The 25,597-nt window shown below is 74.5% G+C and carries 24 protein-coding genes; 15 read left to right on the top strand and 9 right to left on the bottom strand.

All coding sequences use genetic code 11. The annotated features are described in order from the left end of the window. Nucleotides 1-45: 45 nt before the first annotated feature. Nucleotides 46-270: a hypothetical protein gene (locus ABZ570_RS00810; protein WP_358055259.1), complete on the bottom strand. Its 225-nt coding sequence runs from the start codon at nucleotides 268-270 to the stop codon at nucleotides 46-48. A gap of 92 nt (nucleotides 271-362) precedes the next feature. Here ABZ570_RS00810 and ABZ570_RS00805 point away from each other — a divergent pair, with 92 nt between their 5' ends. Further along, nucleotides 363-1,436, top strand: coding sequence for a DUF4037 domain-containing protein (locus tag ABZ570_RS00805; RefSeq protein ID WP_358055257.1), 1,074 nt, complete (start codon nucleotides 363-365; stop codon nucleotides 1,434-1,436). 149 nt (nucleotides 1,437-1,585) lie between these two features. Here ABZ570_RS00805 and ABZ570_RS00800 read toward each other — a convergent pair whose 3' ends face one another. Next, nucleotides 1,586-1,963, bottom strand: a complete 378-nt coding sequence (locus ABZ570_RS00800) for a transcriptional regulator (protein WP_358055255.1) — start codon at nucleotides 1,961-1,963, stop codon at nucleotides 1,586-1,588. Further along, nucleotides 1,956-2,738 carry a hypothetical protein gene (locus ABZ570_RS00795; protein ID WP_358055253.1) on the bottom strand — a complete coding sequence of 261 codons (783 nt, stop codon included), beginning with the start codon at nucleotides 2,736-2,738 and terminating at the stop codon, nucleotides 1,956-1,958. The genes ABZ570_RS00800 and ABZ570_RS00795 overlap by 8 nt, the downstream gene beginning before the upstream one ends. Before the next feature lie 323 nt (nucleotides 2,739-3,061). Here ABZ570_RS00795 and ABZ570_RS00790 point away from each other — a divergent pair, with 323 nt between their 5' ends. After that, nucleotides 3,062-4,375: a PHB depolymerase family esterase gene (locus tag ABZ570_RS00790; protein WP_358055251.1), complete on the top strand. Its 1,314-nt coding sequence runs from the start codon at nucleotides 3,062-3,064 to the stop codon at nucleotides 4,373-4,375. A gap of 121 nt (nucleotides 4,376-4,496) precedes the next feature. Beyond that, the gene (locus ABZ570_RS00785; RefSeq protein ID WP_358055249.1) at nucleotides 4,497-4,619 is read left to right on the top strand and encodes a 50S ribosomal protein L36; all 123 of its coding nucleotides are present in this window, start codon (nucleotides 4,497-4,499) and stop codon (nucleotides 4,617-4,619) included. Nucleotides 4,620-4,712: 93 nt separating this feature from the next. Here ABZ570_RS00785 and ABZ570_RS00780 read toward each other — a convergent pair whose 3' ends face one another. Beyond that, nucleotides 4,713-6,158 carry a cellulase family glycosylhydrolase gene (locus ABZ570_RS00780; RefSeq protein WP_358055247.1) on the bottom strand — a complete coding sequence of 482 codons (1,446 nt, stop codon included), beginning with the start codon at nucleotides 6,156-6,158 and terminating at the stop codon, nucleotides 4,713-4,715. Between the two features lie 217 nt (nucleotides 6,159-6,375). Here ABZ570_RS00780 and ABZ570_RS00775 point away from each other — a divergent pair, with 217 nt between their 5' ends. Together ABZ570_RS00775 and ABZ570_RS00770 are read left to right on the top strand one after the other, a co-directional pair. Beyond that, a complete protein-coding gene (locus tag ABZ570_RS00775) occupies nucleotides 6,376-6,813 on the top strand; it encodes an NUDIX domain-containing protein (RefSeq protein ID WP_358055245.1) in 438 nt (145 codons plus the stop codon). A gap of 206 nt (nucleotides 6,814-7,019) precedes the next feature. Continuing rightward, nucleotides 7,020-8,084 (top strand): FUSC family protein, encoded by a 1,065-nt coding sequence (locus tag ABZ570_RS00770; RefSeq protein ID WP_358055243.1) that lies wholly within the window; start codon nucleotides 7,020-7,022, stop codon nucleotides 8,082-8,084. A 7-nt stretch (nucleotides 8,085-8,091) separates the two neighbouring features. Here ABZ570_RS00770 and ABZ570_RS00765 read toward each other — a convergent pair whose 3' ends face one another. Next, the gene (locus ABZ570_RS00765; protein WP_358055241.1) at nucleotides 8,092-8,787 is read right to left on the bottom strand and encodes a phospholipase; all 696 of its coding nucleotides are present in this window, start codon (nucleotides 8,785-8,787) and stop codon (nucleotides 8,092-8,094) included. Between the two features lie 70 nt (nucleotides 8,788-8,857). Continuing rightward, nucleotides 8,858-9,847 carry a LacI family DNA-binding transcriptional regulator gene (locus ABZ570_RS00760; RefSeq protein WP_358055239.1) on the bottom strand — a complete coding sequence of 330 codons (990 nt, stop codon included), beginning with the start codon at nucleotides 9,845-9,847 and terminating at the stop codon, nucleotides 8,858-8,860. A 159-nt stretch (nucleotides 9,848-10,006) separates the two neighbouring features. Between ABZ570_RS00760 and ABZ570_RS00755 the strand changes: the two genes are divergently transcribed. Both ABZ570_RS00755 and ABZ570_RS00750 read left to right on the top strand, forming a co-directional pair. Then, nucleotides 10,007-11,221, top strand: a complete 1,215-nt coding sequence (locus ABZ570_RS00755; RefSeq protein WP_358055237.1) for an MFS transporter — start codon at nucleotides 10,007-10,009, stop codon at nucleotides 11,219-11,221. 104 nt (nucleotides 11,222-11,325) lie between these two features. Beyond that, a complete protein-coding gene (locus ABZ570_RS00750) occupies nucleotides 11,326-11,658 on the top strand; it encodes a hypothetical protein (protein ID WP_358055235.1) in 333 nt (110 codons plus the stop codon). Between the two features lie 99 nt (nucleotides 11,659-11,757). On the opposite strand, the gene crcB is transcribed toward ABZ570_RS00750, so the two are convergent. Next, nucleotides 11,758-12,120 carry a fluoride efflux transporter CrcB gene (gene crcB, locus ABZ570_RS00745; RefSeq protein ID WP_358055233.1) on the bottom strand — a complete coding sequence of 121 codons (363 nt, stop codon included), beginning with the start codon at nucleotides 12,118-12,120 and terminating at the stop codon, nucleotides 11,758-11,760. After that, nucleotides 12,117-12,596, bottom strand: a complete 480-nt coding sequence (locus tag ABZ570_RS00740; RefSeq protein WP_358055231.1) for a CrcB family protein — start codon at nucleotides 12,594-12,596, stop codon at nucleotides 12,117-12,119. The genes crcB and ABZ570_RS00740 overlap by 4 nt, the downstream gene beginning before the upstream one ends. A gap of 171 nt (nucleotides 12,597-12,767) precedes the next feature. Here ABZ570_RS00740 and paaK point away from each other — a divergent pair, with 171 nt between their 5' ends. Genes paaK through ABZ570_RS00720 form a run of 4 tightly spaced genes read left to right on the top strand, consistent with a single transcriptional unit; the run spans nucleotide 12,768 to nucleotide 16,287 of the window. Then, the gene (gene paaK, locus ABZ570_RS00735; protein ID WP_358055229.1) at nucleotides 12,768-14,075 is read left to right on the top strand and encodes a phenylacetate--CoA ligase PaaK; all 1,308 of its coding nucleotides are present in this window, start codon (nucleotides 12,768-12,770) and stop codon (nucleotides 14,073-14,075) included. Nucleotide 14,076: 1 nt separating this feature from the next. Then, entirely contained in the window at nucleotides 14,077-14,505 is a 429-nt protein-coding gene (gene paaI, locus ABZ570_RS00730; protein WP_358055227.1) for a hydroxyphenylacetyl-CoA thioesterase PaaI, read from the top strand. A gap of 50 nt (nucleotides 14,506-14,555) precedes the next feature. Next, nucleotides 14,556-15,665 carry a nucleotide disphospho-sugar-binding domain-containing protein gene (locus ABZ570_RS00725; RefSeq protein ID WP_358055225.1) on the top strand — a complete coding sequence of 370 codons (1,110 nt, stop codon included), beginning with the start codon at nucleotides 14,556-14,558 and terminating at the stop codon, nucleotides 15,663-15,665. Nucleotides 15,666-15,720: 55 nt separating this feature from the next. After that, the gene (locus tag ABZ570_RS00720; protein WP_358055223.1) at nucleotides 15,721-16,287 is read left to right on the top strand and encodes a dienelactone hydrolase family protein; all 567 of its coding nucleotides are present in this window, start codon (nucleotides 15,721-15,723) and stop codon (nucleotides 16,285-16,287) included. A gap of 72 nt (nucleotides 16,288-16,359) precedes the next feature. On the opposite strand, the gene ABZ570_RS00715 is transcribed toward ABZ570_RS00720, so the two are convergent. Further along, nucleotides 16,360-18,504 carry an adenylate/guanylate cyclase domain-containing protein gene (locus ABZ570_RS00715; RefSeq protein ID WP_358055221.1) on the bottom strand — a complete coding sequence of 715 codons (2,145 nt, stop codon included), beginning with the start codon at nucleotides 18,502-18,504 and terminating at the stop codon, nucleotides 16,360-16,362. Nucleotides 18,505-18,694: 190 nt separating this feature from the next. Between ABZ570_RS00715 and ABZ570_RS00710 the strand changes: the two genes are divergently transcribed. The 4 genes from ABZ570_RS00710 (at nucleotide 18,695) to ABZ570_RS00695 (ending at nucleotide 25,569) form a co-directional block, all read left to right on the top strand. After that, nucleotides 18,695-21,646, top strand: coding sequence for an AAA family ATPase (locus ABZ570_RS00710; protein ID WP_358055219.1), 2,952 nt, complete (start codon nucleotides 18,695-18,697; stop codon nucleotides 21,644-21,646). A gap of 112 nt (nucleotides 21,647-21,758) precedes the next feature. Continuing rightward, entirely contained in the window at nucleotides 21,759-22,529 is a 771-nt protein-coding gene (locus ABZ570_RS00705) for a DUF5995 family protein (protein ID WP_358055217.1), read from the top strand. Nucleotides 22,530-22,598: 69 nt separating this feature from the next. Continuing rightward, nucleotides 22,599-23,339 (top strand): phosphotransferase, encoded by a 741-nt coding sequence (locus tag ABZ570_RS00700; protein WP_358055215.1) that lies wholly within the window; start codon nucleotides 22,599-22,601, stop codon nucleotides 23,337-23,339. A gap of 121 nt (nucleotides 23,340-23,460) precedes the next feature. Next, nucleotides 23,461-25,569: an amino acid transporter gene (locus ABZ570_RS00695; protein WP_358055212.1), complete on the top strand. Its 2,109-nt coding sequence runs from the start codon at nucleotides 23,461-23,463 to the stop codon at nucleotides 25,567-25,569. Nucleotides 25,570-25,597 lie beyond the last annotated feature (28 nt).

Here is a 25,597-nt window from a genome sequence, read left to right as displayed (position 1 = left end):
AGCGGTGTGACGAGGTGGGGGACCGGCGACCGGTGCCGCCGGGCGTCAGCCGCCGTCGCGTCGGTAGAGGGTCGCCCGGCGGGCCGCCCGCTGCAGCGCGTAGCTCGCGACGAGCAGCACGAAGGCCAGCGCCACCTCGAGCCAGGCCAGGGCGCCGCGGGCGATGGTCAGGCCGACCAGGAGCAGTGCCAGCCCGATCACGGCGAGGAGGCCGGCCCACCACAGCCGGCGACGCCGCACGACCGCCCGGTCCCGGCCCCTGTCCGACACCGCGCCTCCCTCCGCCACCTGCACCCCAGGCTATCGGCGCGGACCGGCCGGTGAACCGATAACCGCTGGGCAGTCGGGGCAGACTGGGCGGCATGGATTTCGTACCCGGCCTGACGCTCTGCCGGCGCTTCCACGACGAGGTCCTCGCCCCGCTGCTGGCCCGCCGCCTGCCCGGCCTTCGCTACGCCGCCGGGCTGCTCGACGGCGGCTCGGAGCTGCTCGGGCTGGACACCCCGCGCTCCACCGACCACGACTGGGGGCCGCGTGCGCAGCTCTTCGTCGCCGACCCCGCCGACGTCGCGCCGGTGCGGGCGGCCCTCGATGCGGAGCTGCCGGCGGAGTTCCTCGGCTGGCCGACCCGGTTCGCCGGCGGCCCGGACGCCCGGCTCGGCGTGGTACGCGCCGACGGTGACCGGCTCGGGGTGAGCGTCGACGAGCTGGGCGGGTGGCTGCGCGGGCGGCTCGGCTGCGACCCGCGTGACGGGATGGAGGTGGCCGACTGGCTCTGCGTACCCACCCAGCGGCTCGCCGAGCTGACCGGTGGGGAGGTCTTTCACGACGGGCTCGACGGGGCGCTGACCGCCGCCCGTGCCCGGCTGGCCTGGTACCCCGACGACGTGTGGCGGTACGTGCTGGCGTCCGGCTGGCAGCGGATCGGCCAGGCCGAGCATCTGGCCGGCCGCTGCGCCGAGGTCGGTGACGAGCTGGGCAGCCGGGTGGTGGCCGCCGGGCTGGCCCGGGACCTGATGCGGATCGGGCTGCTGCTGCACCGGCGCTGGCCGCCGTACGCGAAATGGCTCGGCACGGTCTTCACCGCGCTGCCGGCGGCGGACCCGATGCTGGCCGCCCTGACTGCCGCCCTGGGGCCCGGCGACTGGCCGCAACGGCAGGCCGGGCTGGTCCGGGCGCTGGAGACGGTGGCGAGGTGGACCAACGGGACCGGGCTGGCCGCCCCGGTCGATCCGACCGCCCGGCCGTTCCACGACCGACCCTTCCTGGTCATCGACGCGAGCCGGTTCGTCGCCGCGCTTCGCGCCGCGGTCGAGGACCCGGCGCTGCGGGCCCGCCCGCCGGTCGGGGCCGTCGACCAGTACGTCGACAACGTCGACGTGCTGACCCACACAGAGCGGGTACGCCGGGTCGTCGCAGCCGTCCCGTTGGACTGACCGTCCAATCAGCCTGCTGTCCTGGGCCGAGCGGAAGACTGCGTCCTCCCTGGCCGGACGGGCGCGGCGCGCCGGGCGCGGATGGCCTTGTGGTGGGCGGCCGAGGCGGTGCACTCCGAGCCGGAGCGGCGGGCGTTGCGGCAACTCGGTCAGGGGGCATCCGTGTCGCTGTCCAGGTGGGCGGTGCTTGCATCCCGGACTCGGGAGACCAACTGCTCCAGAGCGGCAATCTCGGCGCGCAGCGCCGCTCGGCCTTGTCTGGTCAGCCGCAACCAGGTGGTGGGACGCCGGCCTTCGTATCCCTTGACCACCTGGAGCAGGCTTGCCTGTTCGAGGATACGAAGGTGTCGGTTGAGGTTGCCGTCGGTCAGCTTCAGCTCGTCGCGAAGGGTGGAGAACGTGCACTCCCGCGTCTCGCTCAGCACGGTGAGAATGGCAAGCCGCACGCGCTGGTGTACGACGTCGTTCAGCGCCAGCGCTGGATGAGCCGGGGGCGGTGGCTCGGGTAGCGATTGCGAATCAGCCACCGCTGGCCGCCCGCCAGCTCTGCCAGCCCCGGATCGCTGCGAACGTGACCAGCGGCAGAGCCATCAGCGTGAGCCAGATCCCCGGCCTCCAGCCCACCTGCCCGCCGAGGGAGTTCGGAGTCCCGTTCACCAGGCCGGTCAGGTCGCCGCCGAGGAGGTCGGTGGCCCAGCCTGGTAGATATCCCATCGGGAGCCAGCCGCACAGCCAGACCGTGAGGATTGCGATCCAGCCGCCGGCGATCGTCAGGCTCCGGCTGCGCTCTGCCCAGCCCAGGGCCACCACGGCCGCCGCGATCGGCAGCAAGGGTGTAAGCAGACCGGCCAGCCAGAAGTGGTCCGGGCTCGAGTTCAGAGTGTCGGACTGTTGCTGTTGCTGCGTCGGCACGGCCGCGAGCACGGCTAGCAGGAGCAGTACGCCGAGGCCGGTGCCGGCGAACAGTGGCCAGGCCACCCGCAGGCCCAGCGATCGCGACCGCCACCGGTACCAGGCGCCGACGGCGGCGAGCAGCAGTGGTGTGCAGAGGAACCAGAACACGTACGACGCGAGCGGGTCGCGTTGCTCGTCCGGCAGTCCAGCCCAGTAGGGGGAGTCGACTGAGAGGCTGTGGGTCGCGGCGAATGGGTGGCGGTAGAGCGCGCTACTTGCCAGCAGTAGCACGGCGATGCCGAGGGCTGGCAGCCATGCCCCGCCGTGGGCCCGGATCCGTGTCCGTCGTCGTAGTCGCTCCAGCTCGGCCAACGTCTGGGTGGCCTGGCCCTTGCTCGCCTGATCCATGGCGCTCCTTAACTTTGCACCAGCGCGCTACTTTGCAACGCAAAGTGTACCCGGTGACCGACCCGGCCGGGTCGGTCGACGAGATGCTCGATCAGGTACGCCGGCGGGTGAGCCGGTAGCGGGGCCGCCGGCCGCCGGTCTGTCAGGTGGACGGCCCGTTGTCGGCGACCGCGCGGGTCCGTAAACTCCGGGACGACCGCAATGATTGGCGGTCTTCTATCTCGTCTCCGAGGGTCCGGGCCGCCGTGATGGCGCCTCGCCGGCGAGCACGCCGCAGGCACACCTGCCCCTGTGCGGCGTTCCCACCACCCTGAGGAGATCGCATGCTCAGAAGAAGGATGGAGCTGCTCGGCGCGGCCCTGGTCGCTGCCGCGTTGGCCGCGCTGGCCGCCGTCACCGCCGCGGCGCCCGCGTCGGCGGCGGCGCTGACCGAGGTGACGAACTTCGGTACGAATCCGAGCAACCTGCGGATGTACCTGTACGTGCCGGACCGGGTCGCGCCGCAGCCGGCGCTGGTGGTGGCGATCCACTACTGCACCGGCACCGGGCCGGCGATGTACTCCGGTACGCAGTTCGCGTCGCTGGCCGACCGGTACGGCTACATCGTGGTCTACCCGTCGGTGACCCGTAGCAGCCAGTGCTTCGACGTCTCCTCGCCGCAGGCGCTACGCCGCGACGGAGGCAGCGATCCGGTCGGCATCATGTCGATGGTCAACTACGTGCGGCAGCGCTACAACGTGGACCCGAACCGGATCTTCGCCACCGGCGTCTCGTCCGGCGCCATGATGACCAACGTCATGCTGGGCCTCTATCCCGACGTGTTCAGCGCCGGTGCGGCCTTCGCCGGCGTGCCGTTCGGCTGCTTCGCCACCGCCAACGGCTCGGAGTGGAACAGCGAGTGCGCCAACGGGCAGATCACCAAGACCCCGCAGCAGTGGGGCGATCTGGTCCGCAACGCGTACCCGGGGTACACCGGCAAGCGGCCCCGGATGCAGCTGTGGCACGGCACCAACGACGAGGTCCTGCGCTACCCGAACTTCACCGAAGAGATCAAGCAGTGGACCAACCTGCACGGGTTGAGCCAGACCCCGACGTACACCGACAGCCCGCAGGCCGGCTACACCCGGACCCGCTACGGTGGCAGCGGCGGCACCGCGCCGGTCGAGGCGATCAGCATGCAGGGGGTCTCGCACAACCTCCCGGTCGACGCCGCCCAGGCGATCCGCTTCTTCGGCCTGGACACCGGCACCCCGCCGACCACCACGCCTCCGACGACCACGCCGCCGACCATGCCCCCGCCCAGCAGCCCGCCCCCGTCCGGCGGGTGCCGCATCGCGTACGTCGTGAACGCCTGGAACACCGGCCTGACCGCGTCGGTGACCATCACCAACATCGGCTCCGCGACGGTCAACGGCTGGAGCCTGGCGTTCACCCTGCCCAGCGGGCAGACCATCACCAACGGCTGGAACGCCACGTACTCGCCGACCAGCGGTGCGCTGACCGCCCGCAACGTCTCCTACAACGCGACCATCCCGGCGAACGGGTCGGTCGACATCGGATTCCAGGCCAACCACACCGGCAACACCGGCAGGCCCTCCTCCTTCACCCTCAACGGCGTGCCCTGCGCGGTCGCCTGACGGATGGCGCCGCCGGACGCCCCACCCGGGGCGTCCGGCGGTGATCGCCGACGCATGAGCCCGGCGTCGCCGGGTACGCGGAGCGGACAGCCGGAGTCCAGCAGGAACGGGGGTGACCCGGATGAAGGTCCGAAGCTCTCTGCGCGGGCTGAAGCGGAAGGTCAACTCGATCGTGGTACGCCGCCGGGGCAGGCTTTTCGTGATCAACAAGGCGGATCCCCGGCAGAAGGCCCGCCAGGGCTGACCGGCCGGCCGGCGTGGGCTGGACCCGTCAACACCGCCGACACCGGCCTGATCGTCAACGGTCGAGCAGCGCGGCCGCCGCCGGACCCGGCGGTCAGCTGGTGGGGAAGTTGTCCGGGGTACGGATGCGGCTGCGCATGAAGTTCCCCGACGCGGTCAGGTTCGCGGTGCCGGCGTACTGGCCGCCCGCGCAGGTGCCCGGCCGGAAGGCGGCGCTGCCCTCGTTGGCGTCGGAGTACGTCCAGTTCGCGTAGCTGATCTTCAGTCGGTCCAGCAGGTCGAGCCAGGCGGTGCTGCTGGCCGTGTCGACCGCGCCGTCACCGGTGTAGGTCACCGTGCCGAACTCGCTGACGAACAGCGGGATCCGGGCCGCTGCCCGCTGCGCCTCGTTGCGGTAGTTGTCCTTGTGGGACGCGGCGTAGAAGTGGAAGGTGTACATGATGTTGCTGGCCCGGACCGGGTTGTTGACGATCTCGTCGGAGTTGCCGCCCTCGGAGACGCCCAGCGACGACCAGCCGCGGGTGCCGACGAGCACGACGGCGTCGGGGTGGTTGGCCCGGATGACCGGGATGACCTGCTCCGCGTAGTTCTTGATGGTGGACCAGCTGACCCCGTTCGGCTCGTTGGTGATCTCGTAGATCACGTTCTTCTTGCCGGCGTTGCGTGCCGAGACCGCGGCGAAGAAGGTCTTGGCCCGCTCCAGGTTGTACATCGGGTCGCCGGGCGTCAGCGTGTGGAAGTCGATCAGCGCGTACATGCCGCGCGCCGTGGCCTTGTCCACCAGGTTGTTGACCTGGTTGGTGAAGCCGGTCGGGTTGGTCTCGTAGCCCTGCTCCTGCACGTACATGGAGATTCGCAGCAGGTCGGCCTGCCAGTCGTTGGCCAGGGCGTCGAGGGAGGCGTCGTTGTAGCACTGGGCGAACCACTGCAACCCGTGGGTGCTCATCCCGCGCAGCTGGATCGGCCGGCCGTACTGGTTGCAGAGGTTCACCCCGCAGACGCGCAGCTGGCCGTTGACGGCCACCGGCGTGGTGCCGGTCGGCGGCGGGGGCGTGGTCGGCGGCGGGGTGGTCGGGGGCGTGGTTGTCGGCGGGGGCGTGGTCGGCGGGGTGGTGCTCCCGGTACAGGTCGTGCCGTTGAGGGTGAACGTGGTCGGTGCCGGGTTGGCGGTGGTCCAGGAGCCGTTGAACCCGATGGTGGTGCTCGCCCCGGTGGCCAGCGCGCTGTTGTAGTCGAGGCTCTGCGCGGTGACCGCGCTGCCGTTCTGCTGGAAGGTCGCCGACCAGCCCTGGGTGACGCGCTGCCCGGAGTTGGGGAAGGTGAAGCCGAGGGTCCAGCCGTTCACCGGGTCGCCCAGGTTCTGGATGGTGATGTTGGCGGTGAACCCGCTCGGCCAGGAGTTGGTGGTGTACGTGACGGCGCAGCCGGTCCCGGCCATGGCGTTGGTCGACGGCAGGAGGGTCGCGGCGGCCAGGGCGAGCGCGCCGACGGCGCCCGCGGCGAGGAGGGAACGCCGCGACGGGCGCGGAATCGAGGTCATGCGGGGTCGTCCCATCTGGTGGTGAGCGGTGGTGGGTGATGGCGGTGCCGCCAGAACTCGCCCGGAAAGTTCACGCGGCAGCTTCGGGAGCGCTCCCACCGAGAGGGTAGAGGGGCATGCCGCGGGGTGCAACACATCGACGGCCACGCGTGCGCCGTGGCCGCGGAGTCGGGCGGGGAGTGAGCGGGCGGGTGCCCGGGCGTACTACGGTGGCTCGATGCATCCGATCGCCTGTGTCCTGCTGGTCGACCGCGCCAGCCGGCTGCTCCTCCAGCTCCGCGACGAGAACGCGACGTACCACCCGAACGTGTGGGGCCTGCCCGGCGGGCACTGGGAGCCGGGGGAGACGATCGAGGAGACGGCGCTGCGGGAGCTGTGGGAGGAGACCGGGCTGCGCCCGGACGGGCCGCTGCGGCTCTTCGCGACCCAGGAGCTCCCGGAGGCCGGCCGGATCAAGCACTACTTCTGCGGCGCGACCACGGCAGGGCAGGAGGACGTGGTGCTCGGCGAGGGTGCCGCCCTCGTCTTCACCGCCCCGGCGGACGTGCTGGACGGCCGGCCGTACACCCCGGGCAGCGTGGCGGTGCTCGCCCGCTTCCTCGCCTCCCCCGAATACGCCGACCTCACCACCCGATCCGCCCCGTGCCGGGGGTGACCGGGGACACCGGCGGGCGGTGGCCCGGACCGCTGCCCTCGGGCCTGCTGAGGCGCACCATGGTGGGTCTGGGCGGGCGATGGGAGGCGACAATGGCGCGGTGGGGCAGCTTGCGACCACTCCGGCTCGGCGGTTCTGCCGCCGCGCCGCGACCCGGACCGGCCGTCCGCGAGGCCGCAGGGCGACTGCGGCGGCGGTGGCTGCCCGTGGCGGAGGCGACCCTCGCGGCCACCGTCGCGTGGATCCTCGCCACCCGGCTGGTCGGCCACCCGCAGCCGTTCTTCGCTCCGGCCGCCGCGCTGATCGTGCTGGGCCAGGCCCGCGGCCAGCGGATGCGTCGGGCGGTCGAGGTGGTCCTCGGCGTGGCCGCCGGCGTGCTCGTCGCCGACCTCGTCGTGCAGGCGCTCGGCCCGCGCACCACCTGGACGGTCTTCACCGTCATCCTGCTCACCGTGGCCCTCGCGGTGGCGGTGGGCGCCAGTTCGGTCACCGTCGTGCAGGCCGCCGTCTCCGCTCTCTACCTGGTGGTCGTCGCGCCGCCGACCGACACGCTGGTCCCGTTCCGGTTCGTCGACGCGCTGATCGGCGGCGCGGTGGCGCTCGTGGCGAGTCAGCTCGTCGACGCCCGCCGGCCGCTCGCCCCGCTGGTCACCGAGTTCCGGCACACCTTCCAGGAGCTGGCCGGGGCGCTCGACGAGATCGCCGCGGCGCTGGACCAGGGCGACGACGAGGCGGCCCTGGCCGCGCTCGAGCGGGCCCGGCAGGCCGACGCCGGGGTGGAGCGGCTGCGCGGCGCGGTGCAGGCCGCGGGCGAGGCGCTCCGGCTCAACCTGCACCGCCGCCAGCACCTCGGCCGGCTGCGCTCGGTGGAGGGCTCGATCCGGCAGATCGACTATGCGGTGCGTAACGTGCGGGTCCTCGCCCGCGCCGCCGTGACCCTCACCCGAGGCCCGGCACCGGTGCCGCCCGACCTGGGCGGCGCCGTCCGGACCCTGGCCGAGGCGGTCCGCTCGGCCGGGGACGCCCTCGCCGCCGACCTCAGCGGGCAGGACCGGGCCGCCGACAGCCACGCCGAGCGGGCCGACGCCACCGCGCTGGAGGCGGTCCGGGTGGCCGGCCGGCTGTTCACCCCCGGCCAGACCCTGCCGCTGGCGATGATCATCGGGCAGATCAGGGCCACCGCCATCGACCTGCTGCGCGGGGTCGGCGTCGACGACGACGCGTCGGTGCTGAGCCGGGTCGACGCGGCGGTCGCCGGGCCGGCGCAGTGACCCGGGCTCAGCCGGCCAGCCAGTCGACCGCCCGCTGGCGGATCTCCGCCGGTACGTCGTGGCCGCCGGGGAACTCGGCGTACTCCACCGAATAGCCGAGGGTGTGCAGGCGGGGGACCAGGCGCCGGCTGCACATGTCCACCGGCAGCACCCGGTCGTCGGCGCCGTGCGAGACGAAGACGCGCGGCCGGCCGTGGGTGACCAGCGGCGCGGCGAAGCCGGGGGAGAAGGCCACCACCGCGTCGACCAGGTCGCCGTTGGTCAGGCCCAGGGAGAGGGCGTACGACGCCCCGTCGGAGAAGCCGCCGAGGGCCACCCCGGCCACCGGGTATTCGGCGAGCGCCGCGCCCAGCAGCGCGTCGATCCGGCGTACGTCCGGGCCGAATCCCTCGACGATCAGGTCCCAGGTGCTCGCGGTGGCCGGCGGGGCGAGCAGCAGCAGCCGCTGCGCGTCGGCGAGGGGCAGCAGCAGGTCCAACCCCTGCCGCGCCGAGCCACCGGCGCCGTGCAGCAGCACCACCAGCCGGTACGGCCCGGTGCCGCCGGGCGGGACGTACCGCAGCGCCGGCGGCCCGCCCTCCGGGTCGGGAAGGGACTCCAGCCCGGTCGGACCGGGCACGGCAACGGCGACGGGGCGGGCGGCCAGCCGGCCGTGCCGGTGGCCCTCCTCGGGCTGCCGGTGCGGTGGCGCGGGCTCGGTCAACTCTGCTCGCCTTCGTCGTCGGTCGGGTCGGCGGGCGCATACCCGGCTCCCGGCCGCCCAACCGCTCCGGTCAGGCGCTCTCCCGGGCGACCAGGGCCGAGGGGAACGCGGTGCTCGGCGGCACCCGCCGCCCCTGCAGCACGGCGGTGGCCGCGGCCGTGGCGATCAGGCCGACCGGGTGGGTCGCGGTGGTCAGCGTCGGGCTGCTGACCGCGGCGTACGGGATGTCGTCGAAGCCGGCGACCGCCACGTCGTGCGGCACCCGGAACCCGCGCCCCCGCAGGGCGGCGATCGCGCCCAGCGCGGTGGCGTCGCTGGCCGCGTAGATCGCGTCGGTGTCCGGCCAACGGGTCAGCGCCTCCACCGCGGCCCGGCCGCCCCGGGCGGCGGTGAAATCCCCGGTGACCAGCCGCACCGGCAACCCGGCCGCCCGCATGAGCGCCTGGTACGTGGTCACCGACCGCTCGGCGCAGGAGAGCCAGCGCGGGCCGGTGACCATGGCGATCCGGCGGCGGCCTCCGGCGTACAGGTGGCGCAGTACCGCGTCGGCGCCGGCGGCGTTGTCCACGTCGAAGGAGGGGACGGCCGGCGAGCCGGTGCCGATCGAGACGACCCGGCCGCGCAGCCCGGCGGGGACCGCGGCGAGCACCGCCGCGGTGGTGTTGACCAGCAGCACCCCGCAGACGCTCCGGTCCTCGCCCAGCCGGCGCAGGCCGGACAACGTGCTCAGCGGCAGCCACTCCAGGGCCACACCGACCCCCTGCGGGGCACACACCCGGGCCGCCGCGCTCACCACCCGGTCTACGTACGGGTCGTCGAGGATCGTGGCGTCCGCGCCGGAGACGGCGACCACCAGCCGGACCCCGGCGCCGCGGACCAGCGCGCGGGCCGCGGTGTTCGGCACATAGCCGAGGCGCTCGGCGACGGCGGTGACCCGGTCCCGGGCGGCGGGCGAGGCGAAGCCGTAGCCGCCGAGCACCCGGGAGGCGGTGGCCCGTGACACCCCGGCCGCCCGGGCCACGTCGTCGAGCGTGGCGGGTCGTGTCGTCGGCGTACCCATGTCTCGTCCTCCGTGCCCCCGGCCAGCCCCCACACCCGGCCCTGCCGGCATCATGCCCGGTCGGGGCCGCCCGCGGTAAGGGGTGGAAAGCGGTTGTCGTGTGAGCGCTCTCAGGTATGGGATGGTCGTCGGACAGCCCGGGGGAGAGGAAGACAAGCGGTGAGCAGCACCATCGACACGCCGACCCACCGGCCCGCCGCGCCCCGGGCGGTCGTGGCCGCCCGGAACGGGGTGGCCGTCGTCTTCGCCCTCAACGGGCTCGCGGTGGGCACCTGGTTCTCCCGGGTGCCGGCGGTACGCGAGGCGCTCGAGCTGAGCGCCGGCCGGCTCGGCCTGCTGCTGCTGGCCATGTCGGCCGGCGCGGTGCTGGCGATGCCCGTCGCCGGGCTGGTCACCCAGCGGCTCGGCCCGGCCCGCACGGTCGCGGCGTCGGTCCTGTTCGTCGCGTTCGGCACGGTCGTCGCCGGTCTCTCGGCCGGCCTGCTCGGCTCGGTGGCCGGGGTCGCGCTGGGGCTGTTCGCCTTCGGCTACGGCTCCGGCACCTGTGACGTGGCGATGAACGTTGAGGGCGCGGCGGTGGAGAAGCGCCTCGGCCGGACGATCCTGCCCCGCTTCCACGCGGCGTGGAGCCTGGGGACGGTGGCCGGGGCCGGGATCGGTGCCGGGGCGGCTCGGCTGGACGTACCGGTCGGGGTGCACCTGCCCACGCTCGCGGCCGTGGTGCTGGTCGGCACGCTGCTCGGCGCCCGCGCGTTCCTGCCCGCCCCCGCCGAGGCGGACGGCCCGGCGGATCCGGCAGCCCGGCGTCGGGCGCTGCTGGCCACCTGGCGGGAGCCGCGCACCCTGCTCATCGGCCTGCTGGTGCTGGTCATGGCGTTCACCGAGGGCAGCGCCAACGACTGGCTGGCGGTGGCGTTCGTCGACGGCTACGGCCTCAGCGAGGCGGCCGGCGCCATGGTCTTCGGCGTCTTCGTGGTCGGCATGACCCTCGGCCGGACCGCCGGCACCCTCGCCATCGACCGCTGGGGGCGGGTGCCGGTGCTGTTCGGCACCATCGGGCTGGCCGCCGCCGGGGCCGCACTGGCCGTGCTGGCCGGCTCGGGGCCGCTCGCCGTGATCGGCGTGGCGTGCTGGGGGGTCGGGGCGTCGCTCGGCTTCCCGGTCGGGATGAGCGCCGCCGCCGACGACGAGGACCGGGCACCGGCCCGGGTCAGCGTGGTCGCCGTGATCGGCTACACCGCCTTCCTCGGCGGTCCGCCGCTGCTCGGTCTCCTCGGCGACCACCTGGGCACCCTGCACGCCCTCGGCGTCGTGCCGCTCCTGCTGCTGCCCACCCTCGCCCTGGTCCCGGTGCTGCGCCCGCCGGCCCGCTGACCCCGGACATCCGGCCCGGTCGGTCAGCGGCTTCCCACCGGGCTCGCAGCCGGTCCTCAGGTACGGGTGCTGCACTGGGACGGACCCGACGAGAGGAGGCCGGCATGGGCTGGTTCAGCCGACGGGCCGCCGACCCGACCACCCCGACCAAGCTCGACCGCGAGGCGACCGGGGAGGACCTGGCCGCGCTGGAGGCGTTCGTGACCAGCCGCCGGGGCGTGGAGTTCTACCTGGAGCCGGAGACCACGGCCACCGACACCACCGTGGTCGCCATCGCCCACGACGGCGAGTGGATCCGCCGCCGAACGGGCTCGCCCCGGGCCGCTGCCAAGATCGCGCGGCGCCACGCGGTCCCGCTGTACGAAGCGGCGCGCACCGGCTACCCGGAGCGGATGCGGGCCTGGAACCGGGCCCACCCGGAGCGCCGCGCCCGCTGACGGCCCGGCCGTCGCCCGGTGCGGTTGCCGTCCGGCGTGCGGTTGCTGCCCGGCGGTGTGGTTGCCGTCCTCGCCGGCGGGTGGGCTCCGGGCCGCCGGTCAGCCGGCCAGGGTGTGGGCGACGGCGTACCCGAGGGTCGCCGCGGCCAGCCCGGCGACGATGCTGACCAGCACGTTCGCCAGGGCGTGCCGGCGGGCGCCCGACCGGGCCAGCCGCAGCGTCTCGTAGCTCAGGGTGGACCAGGTGGTCAACGCGCCACAGAAGCCGGTGCCGACCAGCGCGGTCACCGCCGCGGTGGCCGGGATCCCGGCCACCGCGCCGAGCAGCAGTGACCCGGCCACGTTGACGGTCAGGGTGCCCCAGGGGAAGACGGAGTCGTGCCGGGCCTGCACCGCCCGGTCGGTGAGGTAGCGCAGCGGGGCGCCGAGTGCGGCCCCGATCGCGATCAGCAGGACGGTCACCGGGCCGCCCCCGCGCGCCGGGCCAGCAGCCGGCCGGCCACGGCGTCCCCGGCCCAGACCGCCAGCAGCGCCCCGACCAGGGTCGCCGCCAGGTACGCCAGCGCTGTGCCCGGCTCCCCGGCCGCCACCGTCCGCTGCGCGTCCACGGCGTACGTGGAGAACGTGGTGAAGCCGCCGAGCACCCCGACGCCGAGGAACGGCCGGACCAGCGGGCCGGCCGGGCGGGCGGTGAGCACCGCCATCAGCACGCCGATCAGGAGCGAGCCGACGACGTTGATGCCGAAGGTGGCCCACGGAAAGCCGGCGGGCGGGTGCGGGAACGCCGCCTGGAGGCCGGCCCGGGCCAGCGCGCCGAGCACGCCGCCGGCGGCGATGGTGCCGAGCACCGCCGCCGGGTGGGCGGTCAGCTCCCGCCGGTCGGCGGGTACGTGCAGGTCGACGTCGGGGTCGACGGGGAACTCGGGTGGTCGTGTCACGGTGCCCCCACCATAAGCCCGGGGGTCGGCCCGGCTGCGGGCCGTCCCCCCATGATCACGATGAGTGCTGGCCACCCCCAGCCTGACCTGGCAGGACGCTCGGTACGGGCGTACGGTATGCGGCATCGTCCGGCGCGAGGCGGCGTCGGGACCGTCGTGCAGGAGGCAACCGTGCAGGACCGCACCCCTCGTCCCGACGAGCTGGAGCCCGTCGAGCGGGCCGGCGTCGACGAACTGCGGGCGCTGCAACTGGATCGGCTGCGCTGGTCGCTGCGGCACGCGTACGACAACGTGCCGCACTACCGCCGGGCGTTCGAGGCGGCCGGGGCGCACCCGGACGACCTGCGCGAGCTGTCCGACCTGGCCCGGTTCCCGTTCACGAGCAAGGTCGAGCTGCGAGAGAACTACCCCTTCGGCATGTTCGCCGTGCCCCGGGAGCGGATCGCCCGGCTGCACGCCTCCTCGGGCACCACCGGCCGCCCCACCGTGGTCGGCTACACCCGCGCCGACGTGGCCACCTGGGCGAAGCTGATGGCCCGCTCGATCCGCGCCTCCGGCGGCCGGCCCGGCGACCGGGTGCACGTCGCGTACGGCTACGGGCTCTTCACCGGCGGGCTCGGCGCCCACTACGGCGCGGAGGAGCTGGGCTGCACGGTCATCCCGGTCTCGGGGGGCATGACCGAGCGGCAGGTGATGCTGATCCGCGACTTCGAGCCGGACCTCATCATGGTCACGCCCAGCTACATGCTGGCCATCGTCGACGAGATGGAACGCCAGGGCGTCGACCCCCGGGCCACCTCGCTCAAGGTCGGCATCTTCGGCGCCGAGCCGTGGACCGAGGACATGCGCCGCGAGATGGAGCAGCGCCTGGACATGCACGCGGTGGACATCTACGGCCTGTCCGAGGTGATGGGGCCCGGAGTGGCCGTGGAGTGCGTGGAGACCAAGGACGGCCTGCACCTGTGGGAGGACCACTTCTACCCCGAGATCATCGACCCGGTCACCGGCGAGGTGCTGCCCGACGGTGAGCAGGGCGAGCTGGTGCTGACCTCGCTCACCAAGGAGGCCATGCCGGTGGTCCGCTACCGCACCCGGGACCTGACCCGGCTGCTGCCGGGCACCGCCCGGACGATGCGGCGGATCGAAAAGATCACCGGACGGACCGACGACATGATGATCGTCCGCGGGGTGAACGTCTTCCCGACCCAGATCGAGGAGCTGATCCTGCGTACGCCCGCGCTGTCGCCGCACTTCCAGTGCGTGCTGGACCGGCAGGGCCGGATGGACTCGCTCACCGTCAAGGTGGAGCGGCGGGCCGGGGTGCCCGCCGACGAGGCGGAACGGGCCGGGGTGGCCCTGGTGCAGCAGGTCAAGAACACCATCGGGGTGAGCGTGGCGGTGCAGGTGATCGAGCCCGACGGGGTGGAACGGTCGATGGGCAAGATGCGCCGGATCGTGGACCAGCGGCGGGGGCGTTGAGATGGCGGAACACGACGGCCGCACGGCGGCCCACGACATGTTCGACGCCGACGTGGCCTCCAAGGGGCTCGGCATTGAGCTGGTCTCGGCCGGCGACGGTGCCGCGGTGGCCCGGATGCGGGTCACCCCGGCCATGCTCAACGGCCACGCGATCGGCCACGGCGGCTTCGTCTTCCTGCTCGCCGACACCGCGTTCGCGCTGGCCTGCAACAGCCACGGCCCGGCCACCGTGGCCGCCGGCGGCGAGATCAGCTTCCTGCGTCCGGTGCGCGAGGGCGACCTGCTGGAGGCCCGGGCCACCGAGCGGGTCCGCTATGGCCGCAGCGGCATCTACGACGTCACGGTGTGGCGGGACGGCGAGGTGGTCGCCGAGTTCCGTGGCCGTAGCCGCACCCTGTCCCGAGACGTGCGGGCCGACGGGGCCGGCTGAGCCGGCGAGCGCCCCCACCCGGCGACGACCTAGTTACTAGCATCCGGGGGATGCGTGTACTTGTGGCGTCCGCGCCCCTGATCGGGCACGTCTTCCCCCTGCTGCCGCTCGCCCTCGCCCTGCGCGACGCCGGGCACGAGGTGCTGGTCGCCACCGCGGCCGACGGCCTCGCGGCGGCCCGGTCCGGGCTGCCGGTCCGCGACGTCGCGCCGGCGTTCGACTTCGGCCGGATCGCCCGCGGCGTCCTGCTGCGCCACCCGCTGATCGCCCGGGCCGAGCTGGCCGGCACGGCCGGCACCCGTGGTGCCGCCCTCCTCTTCGGACAGGTCAATGACGAGTTGGCCGACGGCCTCGTCGCCCTGGCCCGCGAGTGGTCCCCTGACGTGGTCGTACACGAGCCGTTCGCGGTGGCCGGCGCGCTCGCCGCGGCCCGGATCGGCGTCCCGGCGGTACGCCACGAGAACTCGCTCTTCGACGGGCGTGAGCTGGTCCGGGTCACCACGGAACGGCTCACCCGGGCGCTGCGTCGGCACCACGTCGCCGCGATCCCGCCACCCGCCGGGGCGATCGCCGTCGCCCCGCCCAGCGTGGTGACCCAGGACGGGTGGCCGATGCGCTATGAGCCGTACGCCGGTGGCGGTGCGCTGCCGGACTGGCTGCGCGAACCGGGGGAGCGGCCACGGGTGCTGGTCAGCCGGAGCACCGTGGCCGGGCCGGGCGGGGCGGGCCCGATGCGGGCGGTGGTCGCCGCCGCCGACCGGGTGGACGCCGAGTTCGTCCTGGTCCGGCCGCACGGGCGGCTGTCCCGCTCGGTGTTTCCGGCCAACGTCCGGACCGTCGACTGGATCCCAATCGGCGCCGCCCTGCCCGCCAGTGCCGCGCTCGTCCACCACGGCGGTGCGGGCAGCGTGCTCGGTGCGCTGGTCGCCGGGGTACCGCAGCTCGCCACCACCGGCGCAGGTGACCGGCGGTACAACGCCACGTTGGTGGCGAACCGGGGCGCCGGCCTCGCCGCGCCGCCCGCCGGGATCAGCGCCGACGTCCTGACCCGGCTGGTCACCGACACCCAGCTCGCCGCCGCTGCCCGCCAGGTGAGCCGGGAGATCGCGGCGATGCCGCCGCCGGCCGAGCTGGTGGCCCGGATCGAGTCGCTGGGCTGAGCTTGCACCGGCGCGGCTGCCCGATCTGCCGGTGCGCCGGCAGCAGGATGGGCCGATGGCACACATCCTGCTGCTGCACTCCGTCTACGGGCTGCGGACCGCCGTGCTGGCCGCCGCTGACCGGCTGCGCGCCGCCGGGCACGAGGTCACCACCCCGGATCTGTACGGGCTGCCCGCCGCGGACACCGTCGCGGACGGTTTCGCCCTGCTCGACAAGGTGGGCCGGGACACCGTGCTGGACCGCGCCCGCGCGGCGGCAGGCGATCTCCCCGCCGAGGCGGTGCTGGCCGGTTTCTCGATGGGCGCCGGAGTGGCCGGGGCGCTGCTCGCCGAGCGGCCCCAGGCGGCGGCGCTGCTCCTGCTGCAGGGCACCGGCGGCACCCCGGAGTCGGTGCGTCCCGGGTTGCCGGTGCAGCTGCACCTCGCCGACCCTGACGAGTACGAGCCGCCGGACGAGGTGGCGGAGTGGCGGCGGGCGATGACCGCCGCCGGCGCGGAGCTGTCCGTGTACCGCTACCCGGGCCCCGGGCACCTCTACACCGACCCCGATCTGCCGGATCACGACCCGCTGGCGGCCGCGCTGACCTGGGACCGCGCCCTGGCGTTCCTCGCCGACCACTGAGCCTCGGCAGGCGAGGACCGGGACGACGCCGGGACGGAGCGGCCCCGTGCCCGCTCCGCCCCGGCGCCGGGCTCAGGCCACGGCGAGTGCCGGCGACCCGGCGAAGGCGCCCGTGAGACCGCGTCCCCGGGCTCGCGCCCGGGTCGCTGCCCGGTGCGCCGGTTCCCGGCCCTGTTTCGCCACGGCTGGCGGCCCGACGGCCGGCAGTGCCTGCCGGCGACCGTCCACCGGTGCGCCCTCTCCGCGCGGCAACCCGGTGTGCGGCAGGCCGGCGAACCGGGACGGGGAACTGGACAGCGGCCCCCTCGTCCCACCATCGCCCGGCGACCACCCGGCACCCGGCCGGGCCGGGCAGTTCGCCGTCGTCGGGCAGGTCGCCGGGTCGCCGACCCGGGGGCCGGCGCTCGACCGATCCGCGAGCCCTGCCGTGGCGCGGACGCGGTCCGGGCGCGCCCCCGCGCCGGTCCGGGTGGCCACCGCGGGTTGCGGGGCGGTCCGCGCCCGCCGGGCGAGCTCCGCCCGCAGCGCGCGGGGCAGCCGGTGCCGCGCCACCCGGGCCACCGTGGGCTCAGCGACGGCGTACCTGCCGTGGGTGTTCCGGCGCAGCAGGCCGGCCGCGTCCAACGTGCGCAGCACCGGCTCGGCCCGGCCCGGCGTCCAGCCGAGCAGCTGGTCGATCGTGTCGGCCGTGAAGTGCGTCCCGTGGGCCGCGCCGGCCATCAGCACCGCCCGCTGCCCGCCGTCGAGCCGGTCCAGCCGGGCGTCGACCAGGCGGCGCACCGCCTCCGGCACCCCGGCTGGGTCGCTGTCCTCGTCGAGCGCCCGGACGTACGCCTGCGCGACGGCCGGGTTCCCGCCCACCAGGGGCAGCAGTGCCCCGGCCAGCGCGGCCGGTCGGCCGGCCCGGTCGAGCAGGTGCCGGAGCAGCCGCCCGGTGTCCACCGCGCCCAGCGCGGGCAGCGGCACCCGGCGTCGCCGACCGGCCGCCCCGGGCAGCAGGTCGGCCCAGCCCGGACCGTGGGTGACCACCACGGCGAGGGGCAGCCCCCGCTCGCTCGCCGTGGTGAAGAGCCGGTGCAGGAAGCGGTTCACCGCCGGGGCGGCCCGGTCCACGTCGTCCACCGCCACCACGGTCGGCTGGCCGGCCGCCAGTGCGAGGAGGACCTCCCGCCAGACCTCGGCGCCGCGAACCGCTGCCCCGGGGTCGGCCGGCGCCGCGACGAAGTCGGCCAGCGCGCGGGCCGCCGCGGCACGGCGGGCCGGCGGCAGCAGCCCGTCCAGCGCCGTGGCCAGCCGGCGGCGTACGGTCGGGGTCGGCTCGGTGTCGCGGACCCGGGCGAAGGCGCGGACCATGTCGGCCAGCGGCGCCAGCTCCCCCTCGGGGTACGGCGGGCAGTGCGTGACGCACCAGCGGACCGGCACGTCATCCACAGTCGACGTCACGTGGGCGAGCTCGTGCAGCATCCGGCTGCGTCCGCTGCCCGCCGGGCCGAACAGGGAGACCCAGCGCGGCCGGCGCTCCCGTACCGCCCGGGCGATCTCGTCGCCCGCGGTGGCCAACTCGCGGCGCCGGCCGACCAGCTGGCCGTGGTGGCGGGCGGGCTGCGGCCGGGCCACCCCCACCACCCGCCAGACATCCAACGGCTGCGCCTTCCCCGCCACCGTCATCGCGGCCAGCGGTCGCTGCACGACCAGCCCGGCGACGCAGTGCCCGGTGGCCGCGCAGACCACCACCCCGCGCGGCGGGGCGTACTCCTGGAGGCGGGCCGCCCTGGTGATCACCGCGCCGCTGGCCGTGCCGTGACCGCCGTCCCGGCTGGCGGCCAGGTCGACCACGACCTCCCCGGTGGCCACGCCGACCCGGACCCGTAGCCCGCGGGTCGACGCCCGCCGGTCCAGCGCGTCCTGGATCTCCAGCCCGGCCCGCACCGCCCGGTACGCGTCGAACCCGTCGGAGCCGTGCGCCCCGAACAACGCCATCACCGCGTCGCCGACGTACTTCTCCACCACGCCGTTCCAGCGGCGCAGTACCCCGGCGACGGTGGCGAAGTACGCCCGTTGCAGCTCCCGCACGTCCTCCGGATCCAGCCGCTCGACCAGCCCGGTCGAGCCGACGATGTCGGCGAAGAGCACGCTGACCGTACGCCTCTCCTCGGGCACCGGCCAGTCTGCGGCGATGACGGCTTCCCGACTTCCCACGATCGTGGTCATTGGCATCGCACCCACCCTTTCGCGCCGTCCGGTGCCTGACGACCTCCGGAGACTTTCACCACCGGGTCGTCGGGGGATCGGTAGGACGACGTATGTCGACCACCCGCAACCTTTAGTCGCAATGTCGACGCGAGAGGTACCACTGGCACCCTGAGCCCGTAGAACGGTGCGGGGACCTGTGATTAGGCTGCGGGCCATGGGCAGCGATGTGGACACCGCACCGCTCGTCGGCCGTGCCGACACCCTGGCGATGCTCCGGTCGGCGCTGCTCGACGGCATCGCGCCCGGGCACACCGCGGCCGTCTTCCTCACCGGCGAGGGCGGGGTGGGCAAGACCCGACTGCTGACCGAGGTCAGCGACGGGCTGCGGGACGCGGGCGCGCTGGTGCTCACCGGCTCCTGTCTGGACATCGGCGACGCCTCACCGCTGCACCCGTTGCGGCAGGCGCTGCGTCGCTTCGACGCCGAGCTGACCGAGGCCCGCACCACCTCCGCGGTGCGCGGCCTGCTGCAGGTCTTCGACGAGGAGACCCCGGGGCCCGACGGCGCGGGCGCGCTGCTGGAGCGGGTGTCCCGGGGCCTGCACGTGGTGGCCGCCGGTCGCCCGCTGGTCCTCGTCCTGGACGACCTGCAGTGGGTCGACCGGAGCACCCGCCAACTCCTGCTCTACCTGCTCGCCGGCCTCGGCGACCTCCAGCTGTCGGTGCTCGCGGCGATCCGGGCCGAGGCGTTGCAGGGCGCGCACCCGCTGCGCCGGGTCCTCACCGAGCTGCGCCGGCTGCGGTCGGTCCGGGTGGTCGACCTGGCGCCGCTGGACCGCGCCGGCACCGACGAGCTGGCCGCCGCGATCGTCGGCGCGCCGCTGCCCCCGGACGCCGCCGACCAGATGTGGCAGCGCAGCGGCGGCAACCCGTTCGTCGTCGAGGAGCTGGCCCGGGACCTGCGCGACGGCCACGACGGGCTCTCCGACACGCTGCGCGAGGTGTTCCTGGCCCGGGTCGACGCGCTGCCGCAGCACGCGCACGCCGTGGTGCACGCGGTCGCCGCGGGCGTGGAACCGGTGGAGCACTGGCTGCTGGCCCAGGTGGTCCGGCTGCCCGAGGAGGAGCTGATCGAGGCGGTCCGGGCCGCGGTGGCGCACCGGCTGCTGGTCGGCGCCGACGACGGTTACCGGCTGCGGCACCGGCTGGTCGCCGAGGTGCTGGGGCACGAACTGCTGCCCGCCGAGCGGGCCTCGCTGCACCGCCGCTACGCCGAGGCGCTCACCTCGGCCACCGCGGAGCTGCACCAGGCCCGGCTGGCCCACCACTGGCGGCTGGCCGGCGAACCCGGCCGCGCGCTGCCGGCCGCGATGGCCGCGGCCCGCGAGGCGGAGCGGCTGCACGGGTACGCCGAGGCGCATCGCCACTGGTCGGCGGCGCTGCAGCTGGCCGCCGCCCCGGCGGCGGGGCCGCCCGACGCCGACCGGCCGGCCCCGGTCGAGGTGAACCGGGCCGAGCTGCTGGAGCACGCCGCCGAGACGGCCCACCACTGCGGTGAGCACGCCCGGGCGCTGACCCTGCTGGAGGAGCTGGCCGAGGACCCTGCCGGCCCGACGGCCTGCGCTCTGCACATCCGCCGGGCCCGCTATCTGGCCGCCGCCGGCCGGTCCGCCCCGGCCGAGGCGGAGTACCGGCGGGCCCTGGCGGTCGCCGGCTGCACGCCCCGCGAGCGGGCCAGCGCCGCCGCCCACCTGGCCGAGCTGTTGCTGCACCTGGGCCGGTACGCCGAGGCCGGCGACCAGGCCCGGGAGGCGCTCCAGCTGGCCGCCGCGGTGGACGGCACCACCTCGGAGGTGGTGCTGGCCAGCGCCGCGCTCGGCTACAGCGACGCCTTCCTGGAGGACCCGGACGGTGGGCTGGCGGTCATGCGGCAGGCCCTGGAGACCGCTGAGCGGTCCGGCCGGCCGGAGGACGTGGCCTGCGCGTACCTGCACCTGGCCGAGCTGCTGACCGGGCCGCTGAACATCCTCGAGGAGGGCGTGGTGGTGGCCCGCCGGGGCGCGGAGCGGGTCGCCGAGCTGGGGCTCGGCCGCACCTGGGAGACGCGGCTGCTGGCCATCGCCACCAACGGGCTGTTCCGGGTCGGGCAGTGGGCGGAGGCGGAGAAGGTGGTCGCCGCCGCGCTGCGGCACCGTCCCTCGGGCGCCGACGCGGTGGAGCTGCTGCTCGCCCGGTGCCGGCTCTCCGTCGGGTACGGCGACATCGAGGCCTCCGACCGGGACCTGGAGGCGGTGGCCACCGTGCTCGCCGGTGGCGGCGCGCGGCACGTGCTGCCGATGCTCATCCTGCGGGCCGGGCTGGCCATGTGGCAGGGCCGGCACGACCTGGCCCGGCAGGCCGTCCAACGGGGGCTGACCGAGAGCCGCTCCGACGACGTCATCGTGCTCGCCACCCTCGCCTGGCACGGTCTGCGGGCGGAGGCGGAGGCGTACACGAGCCGGACCGTCGAGGTGGACCCCACGGCGGTACGCCGGCTGCGTGAGGTGGTCGACCGGGTGGCCCGCAAGAGCGAGAAGGCCGGCGCCCCGGTGCGCTACGTCGCCGACGGGTTCCTGGCGCTCTGTGACGCCGAGATCAGCCGACTCGACGACGGCCGGGGCGACCCGGACCTGTGGGCCCGCTCGGCGACCGAGTGGGACCGTCGGAACCACCCCTACCCGGCGGCGTACTCGCGGCTGCGGCAGGCCGAGGCGTTGCTGGGCCGGCGCGTCCGGGTGGCGACCGCGGGCAAGCTGCTGCGGCAGGCGTACCAGATGGCACAGGGGCTGGGTGCGGTGCCGCTCAGCTCGGAGATCCGTACCGTGGCCGGGCGGGCCCGGGTGGCCCTGGAGGAACATCCCGTCGCGGCGCGGCCGGCGCGGCCGGTGCCCCGCCCCCGGACCGCGGCGCCGGCCGGTGCGTCAGTGGACGAGCTGGCCGTGCTCACCGCCCGGGAGCGCGAGGTGCTCGCGGCCGTCGCCGAGGGACTGACCAACAAGGAGATCGGCCAGCGGCTGTTCATCAGCGAACGGACCATCGGGGTGCACGTGTCGCACATCTTCGACAAGCTCCAGGTCCGCACCCGGGTGCAGGCCAGCGCGATCTTCCTGCGCAACCGTCCCGAGTGACCGCCGTTCGCGGCGAATACGTCGTTCGACGGATCCGGCCGGCCGGTGCCGGCTGCAAGGCTGTCCAGCGTCCCGGCGCCGCCGCCAGGCGTCCCGCCACAATGGAGGAGAGATGACCGAACCGGTATGGGGTCCGGTGCACCAGGACGTCGTCGGGCTGCTCGCGGACCATCCCGCCGACGTGCCGGCGGTCGTGGACCACCTCACCAAGCTCCAGGATCTGCTGGTCCGGCTGCCTCCGTTGGAGGAGAGCTGCCCCCTGGCGGACTTCAACAAGCTTTACCTGACCATCACCACCAGCGTCCTGGACGGCCTGTACGACGACCGCTTCGCCGACCCGGTGTTCCTGGCCCGGCTCGACGTGGAGTTCGCCGCCCGCTACTTCGACGCGTTGCGGTTCTGGACCGAGTCCAGCCCGAACACCCCGGGGGCGTGGTCCTGCCTGTTCAAGCGCATGCGCGGCCCGGACGCCCGGCCGCTGCCCTCGGCCGCCGCCGGGGTGAACGCGCACATCAACTACGACCTGCCGTTCGCGTTGGTGACCACGCTCGACAGCCTCGAGTCCGAGCCGGTCGACGGCAGCGAGCAGCACCGCGACTACCTGGAGATCAACAAGATCTTCGCCGAGCGGATCCCGGGGCTGCGCCGGGGCTACCTGGACAACTGGCAGCTGATGATCGACATGCTGAACGGCGACATCGACGACTGGTACCAGGGCGAACTGGTGGAGTACACCCGCAACGTCGCCTGGCGTAACGCGCAGAAGATCTGGCGGTGCCGGCACGACCCGGAGGCCCGCGAGTGCGAGCGGAAGCGGCTGGACGACAACGCCGCGCTGCTCGGTCGGCTGCTGCTCTCACCGCTCGGGGCGTTCCTCCAGTAGTCCCGGGGCTCCGTCGTCCGGGCGGCACGCGGGGACTGCCTCCGGCCCCGGTGGTGCGAGGATGGGCCGGTGGAGCAGCCGCTGGTCGGTAACGTGACATACGGCCTGGTCCGGGTCGGGGACACCGTCCGGCGTCCAGCCGGCCCCTGGACCGACGCCGTCGACGCCCTGCTGGCCCACCTGCGCGACGTCTGCTTTCCCGGCGCGCCCCGGCCGCTCGGCCGGGACGACCGGGGCCGCCAGGTGCTGGAGTACGTCCCGGGGGAGCTGGGCGACCCCACCGGTACGTACTCGCTCGACGAGTTGGCCTCGATCGGGGCGTTCCTGGCCGATCTGCACCGCGCGACGGCCGCCTTCGTGCCCCCGCCGTCGGCGCGGTGGCAGCGGATCATCCCACCCGACGGCGAGGACCTCGTCTGCCACCACGACGTCGCGCCGTGGAACCTCGTCCGGTCCGCCCGCGGCTGGGTGCTGATCGACTGGGATTCGGCCGGCCCCGGCACCCGGCTGTGGGAGTTGGCGTACGCGGCGCAGAGCATGGCCGGGATGCGCCCGGACCGGCCGCTCGGGGAGTCCGCCGAGCGGCTGCGCGTCCTGGTGGACGGCTACGGCCTGGCCGGGGCGGACCGCCCGGCGCTGGCCACGCTGCTCGGGCAGCGGGCCCGGGCCATGTCCGAGCTGCTGCGCCGGGGCGCCCGGGACGGGGTGCAACCGTGGGCGCGGATCCATGCCGAGGACGGGGCGTACTGGCAGGACACCGCCGTGCTGCTGGACGCGCACGTGCCGCGGTGGACCGCCGCCCTGGCGTGACGCCTCAGCCCGGCGGGTCCACCCCGCTTGCGCCCTGACGATCTCTGCCGGTTGTCGGGTTCGGCCGGGTGGTGCCCCGGATACCGCCTACCGTCGGTTGAGGGGCTGAAGGGGTGCACACATGACGGAGGGACGGGACGGGGCGGCGCAGCCCCGACGCCCGCGGGGGCGGCGTAACCAGGCGCCGGTCGCCGCGGCGGACCGAGCGCTGCGCGCCGCCCGCGACCCGGAGCACGGCGGCGGCTCCGGCCGGGGGACGATCGAGATCCCGGCCTGCGTGGAGAGCCCGGTACGGCCGCGCGAGCCGGCCAGCCGGCTGACCCGCTGGCTGTTCGAGCACCGGGTGCAGCCGGTCGGCCCGGAGACCCGGGAGCACCAGGCGGCCGCGCATCCCTGGTGGCAGGTGATGTGCCTGACCGGCGTCGACTACTTCTCCACCCTGTCCTACCTGCCGGGCATCGCCGCGCTGGCGGCTGGGGCGCTCTCCCCGCTGGCCACCCTGCTGATCGTGGCGTTGACCCTGCTCGGGATGCTGCCCATGTACCGGCGGGTGGCCCGGGAGAGCCCACACGGCCAGGGCTCGGTGGCGATGCTGGAGCGGCTGCTGCCGTTCTGGCGGGGCAAGATCTTCGTGCTGGTGCTGCTCGGCTTCGTGGCCACCTCGTGGATCGTCACGATCACGCTGTCGGCCGCCGACGCCACGGTGCACCTGTTGGAGAACCCGTACCTGCCGGCGTCGTTCCCGCACGGCGGCGTCGCGGCGGTGGTGGTGACCACGGTACTGCTGCTCGTCCTCGGCGGCGTGTTCCTGATGGGGTTCCGGGAGGCGGTGCAGGTCGCCATCCCCCTGGTCGCGGCCTTCCTCGTGCTGAACGCGGTGATCGTGGTCGTCAGCTTCGGGGAGATCATCGGCGACCCGGCGGTGATCGGTGGCTGGGGGCAGCGGCTGAGCAGTTCCGGCGAGATCGGCGGCCTGGTCAGCACCTCGGTGCTGGCCTTTCCGCTGCTGGTGCTGGGGCTCTCCGGCTTCGAGACCGGGGTCAGCATGATGCCGCTGGTCCAGGGGGGTGGCCCGGACGCCGAGGCGCGGCTGCGGGCGCGCATCCGGAACACCCGCAAGCTGCTCGCCACCGCGGCGCTGATCATGTCGGTCTATCTGATCGCCACCACGTTCGTCACCACGGTGCTGATCCCGCCGAAGGAGTTCCAGCCGGGCGGGGCGGCCAACGGGCGGGCGCTCGCCTGGCTGGCCCATGAGCACCTGGGTGAGGGGTTCGGCACGATCTACGACATCAGCAGCATCTTCATCCTCTGGTTCGCCGGCGCCTCGGCGATGGCCGGTCTGATCAACATCGTGCCGCGCTATCTGCCCGCCTACGGCATGGCACCGGAATGGGGGCGGGCGGTCCGCCCGGTGGTGCTGGTCTACACCGTGATCAGCATCGTCATCACGGTGGCCTTCCGCGCGGACGTCAACGCCCAGGCCGGCGCGTACGCCACCGGGATCCTGGCGATGATGGTCTCCGGTGCGATCGCGGTGACCATCTCCGCGTACCAGGCGCGGCACCCGTTCGCCGGGACCGGCTTCATGGTGCTGACCGCGGTGCTGCTCTACGCCCTCACCGAGAACGTGATCGAGAAACCGGACGGGATCGCCATCTCCGGCCTGTTCATCGCCGGCATCATCGCCGTCTCGCTGATCTCCCGGGTGTCCCGGACGACCGAGCTGCGCGCCGAGCGGATCGAGTTCGACGAGCCGGCCCGGCGGTTCATCGCCGAGTCGGTCGCCCACGACGGCCGGCTGCACCTGATCGCGAACAAGCGGCGGAGCGGCTCGCTCAAGGAGTACCGGGTCAAGGAGCGCGCGCAGCGCGGGATGAATCCGGTGCCGGGCGCCGCCGACGTGCTGTTCCTGGAGATCGACGTGAGCGACCCGTCGCAGTTCAGCCACGTCCTGCGGGTGCACGGGGTGGAGGTTGGCGGGTACCGGATCCTGCGGGCCAGCAGCCCCGCCGCGCCGAACGCGATCGCCGCGATCCTGCTGTCCCTGCGCGACGCCACCGGGGTCCGCCCGCACTGCCACTTCGAGTGGTCCGAGGGGAATCCGATCGCGCACCTGCTGCGCTATCTGATCCTCGGCCGCGGCGACACCCCGCCGGTGGTCCGCGAGATCATCCGCAAGTCCGAGCCGGACCCCGCCCGCCGTCCCGGCATCCACGTCGGCGGTTGAACGGGGCGGGCCGATGGGCGCTCGCGGC

The organism is Micromonospora sp. NPDC007271 (assembly GCF_040634005.1).
Lineage (GTDB): Bacteria > Actinomycetota > Actinomycetes > Mycobacteriales > Micromonosporaceae > Micromonospora.
This window is presented reverse-complemented; position numbering and strand designations above follow the sequence as displayed.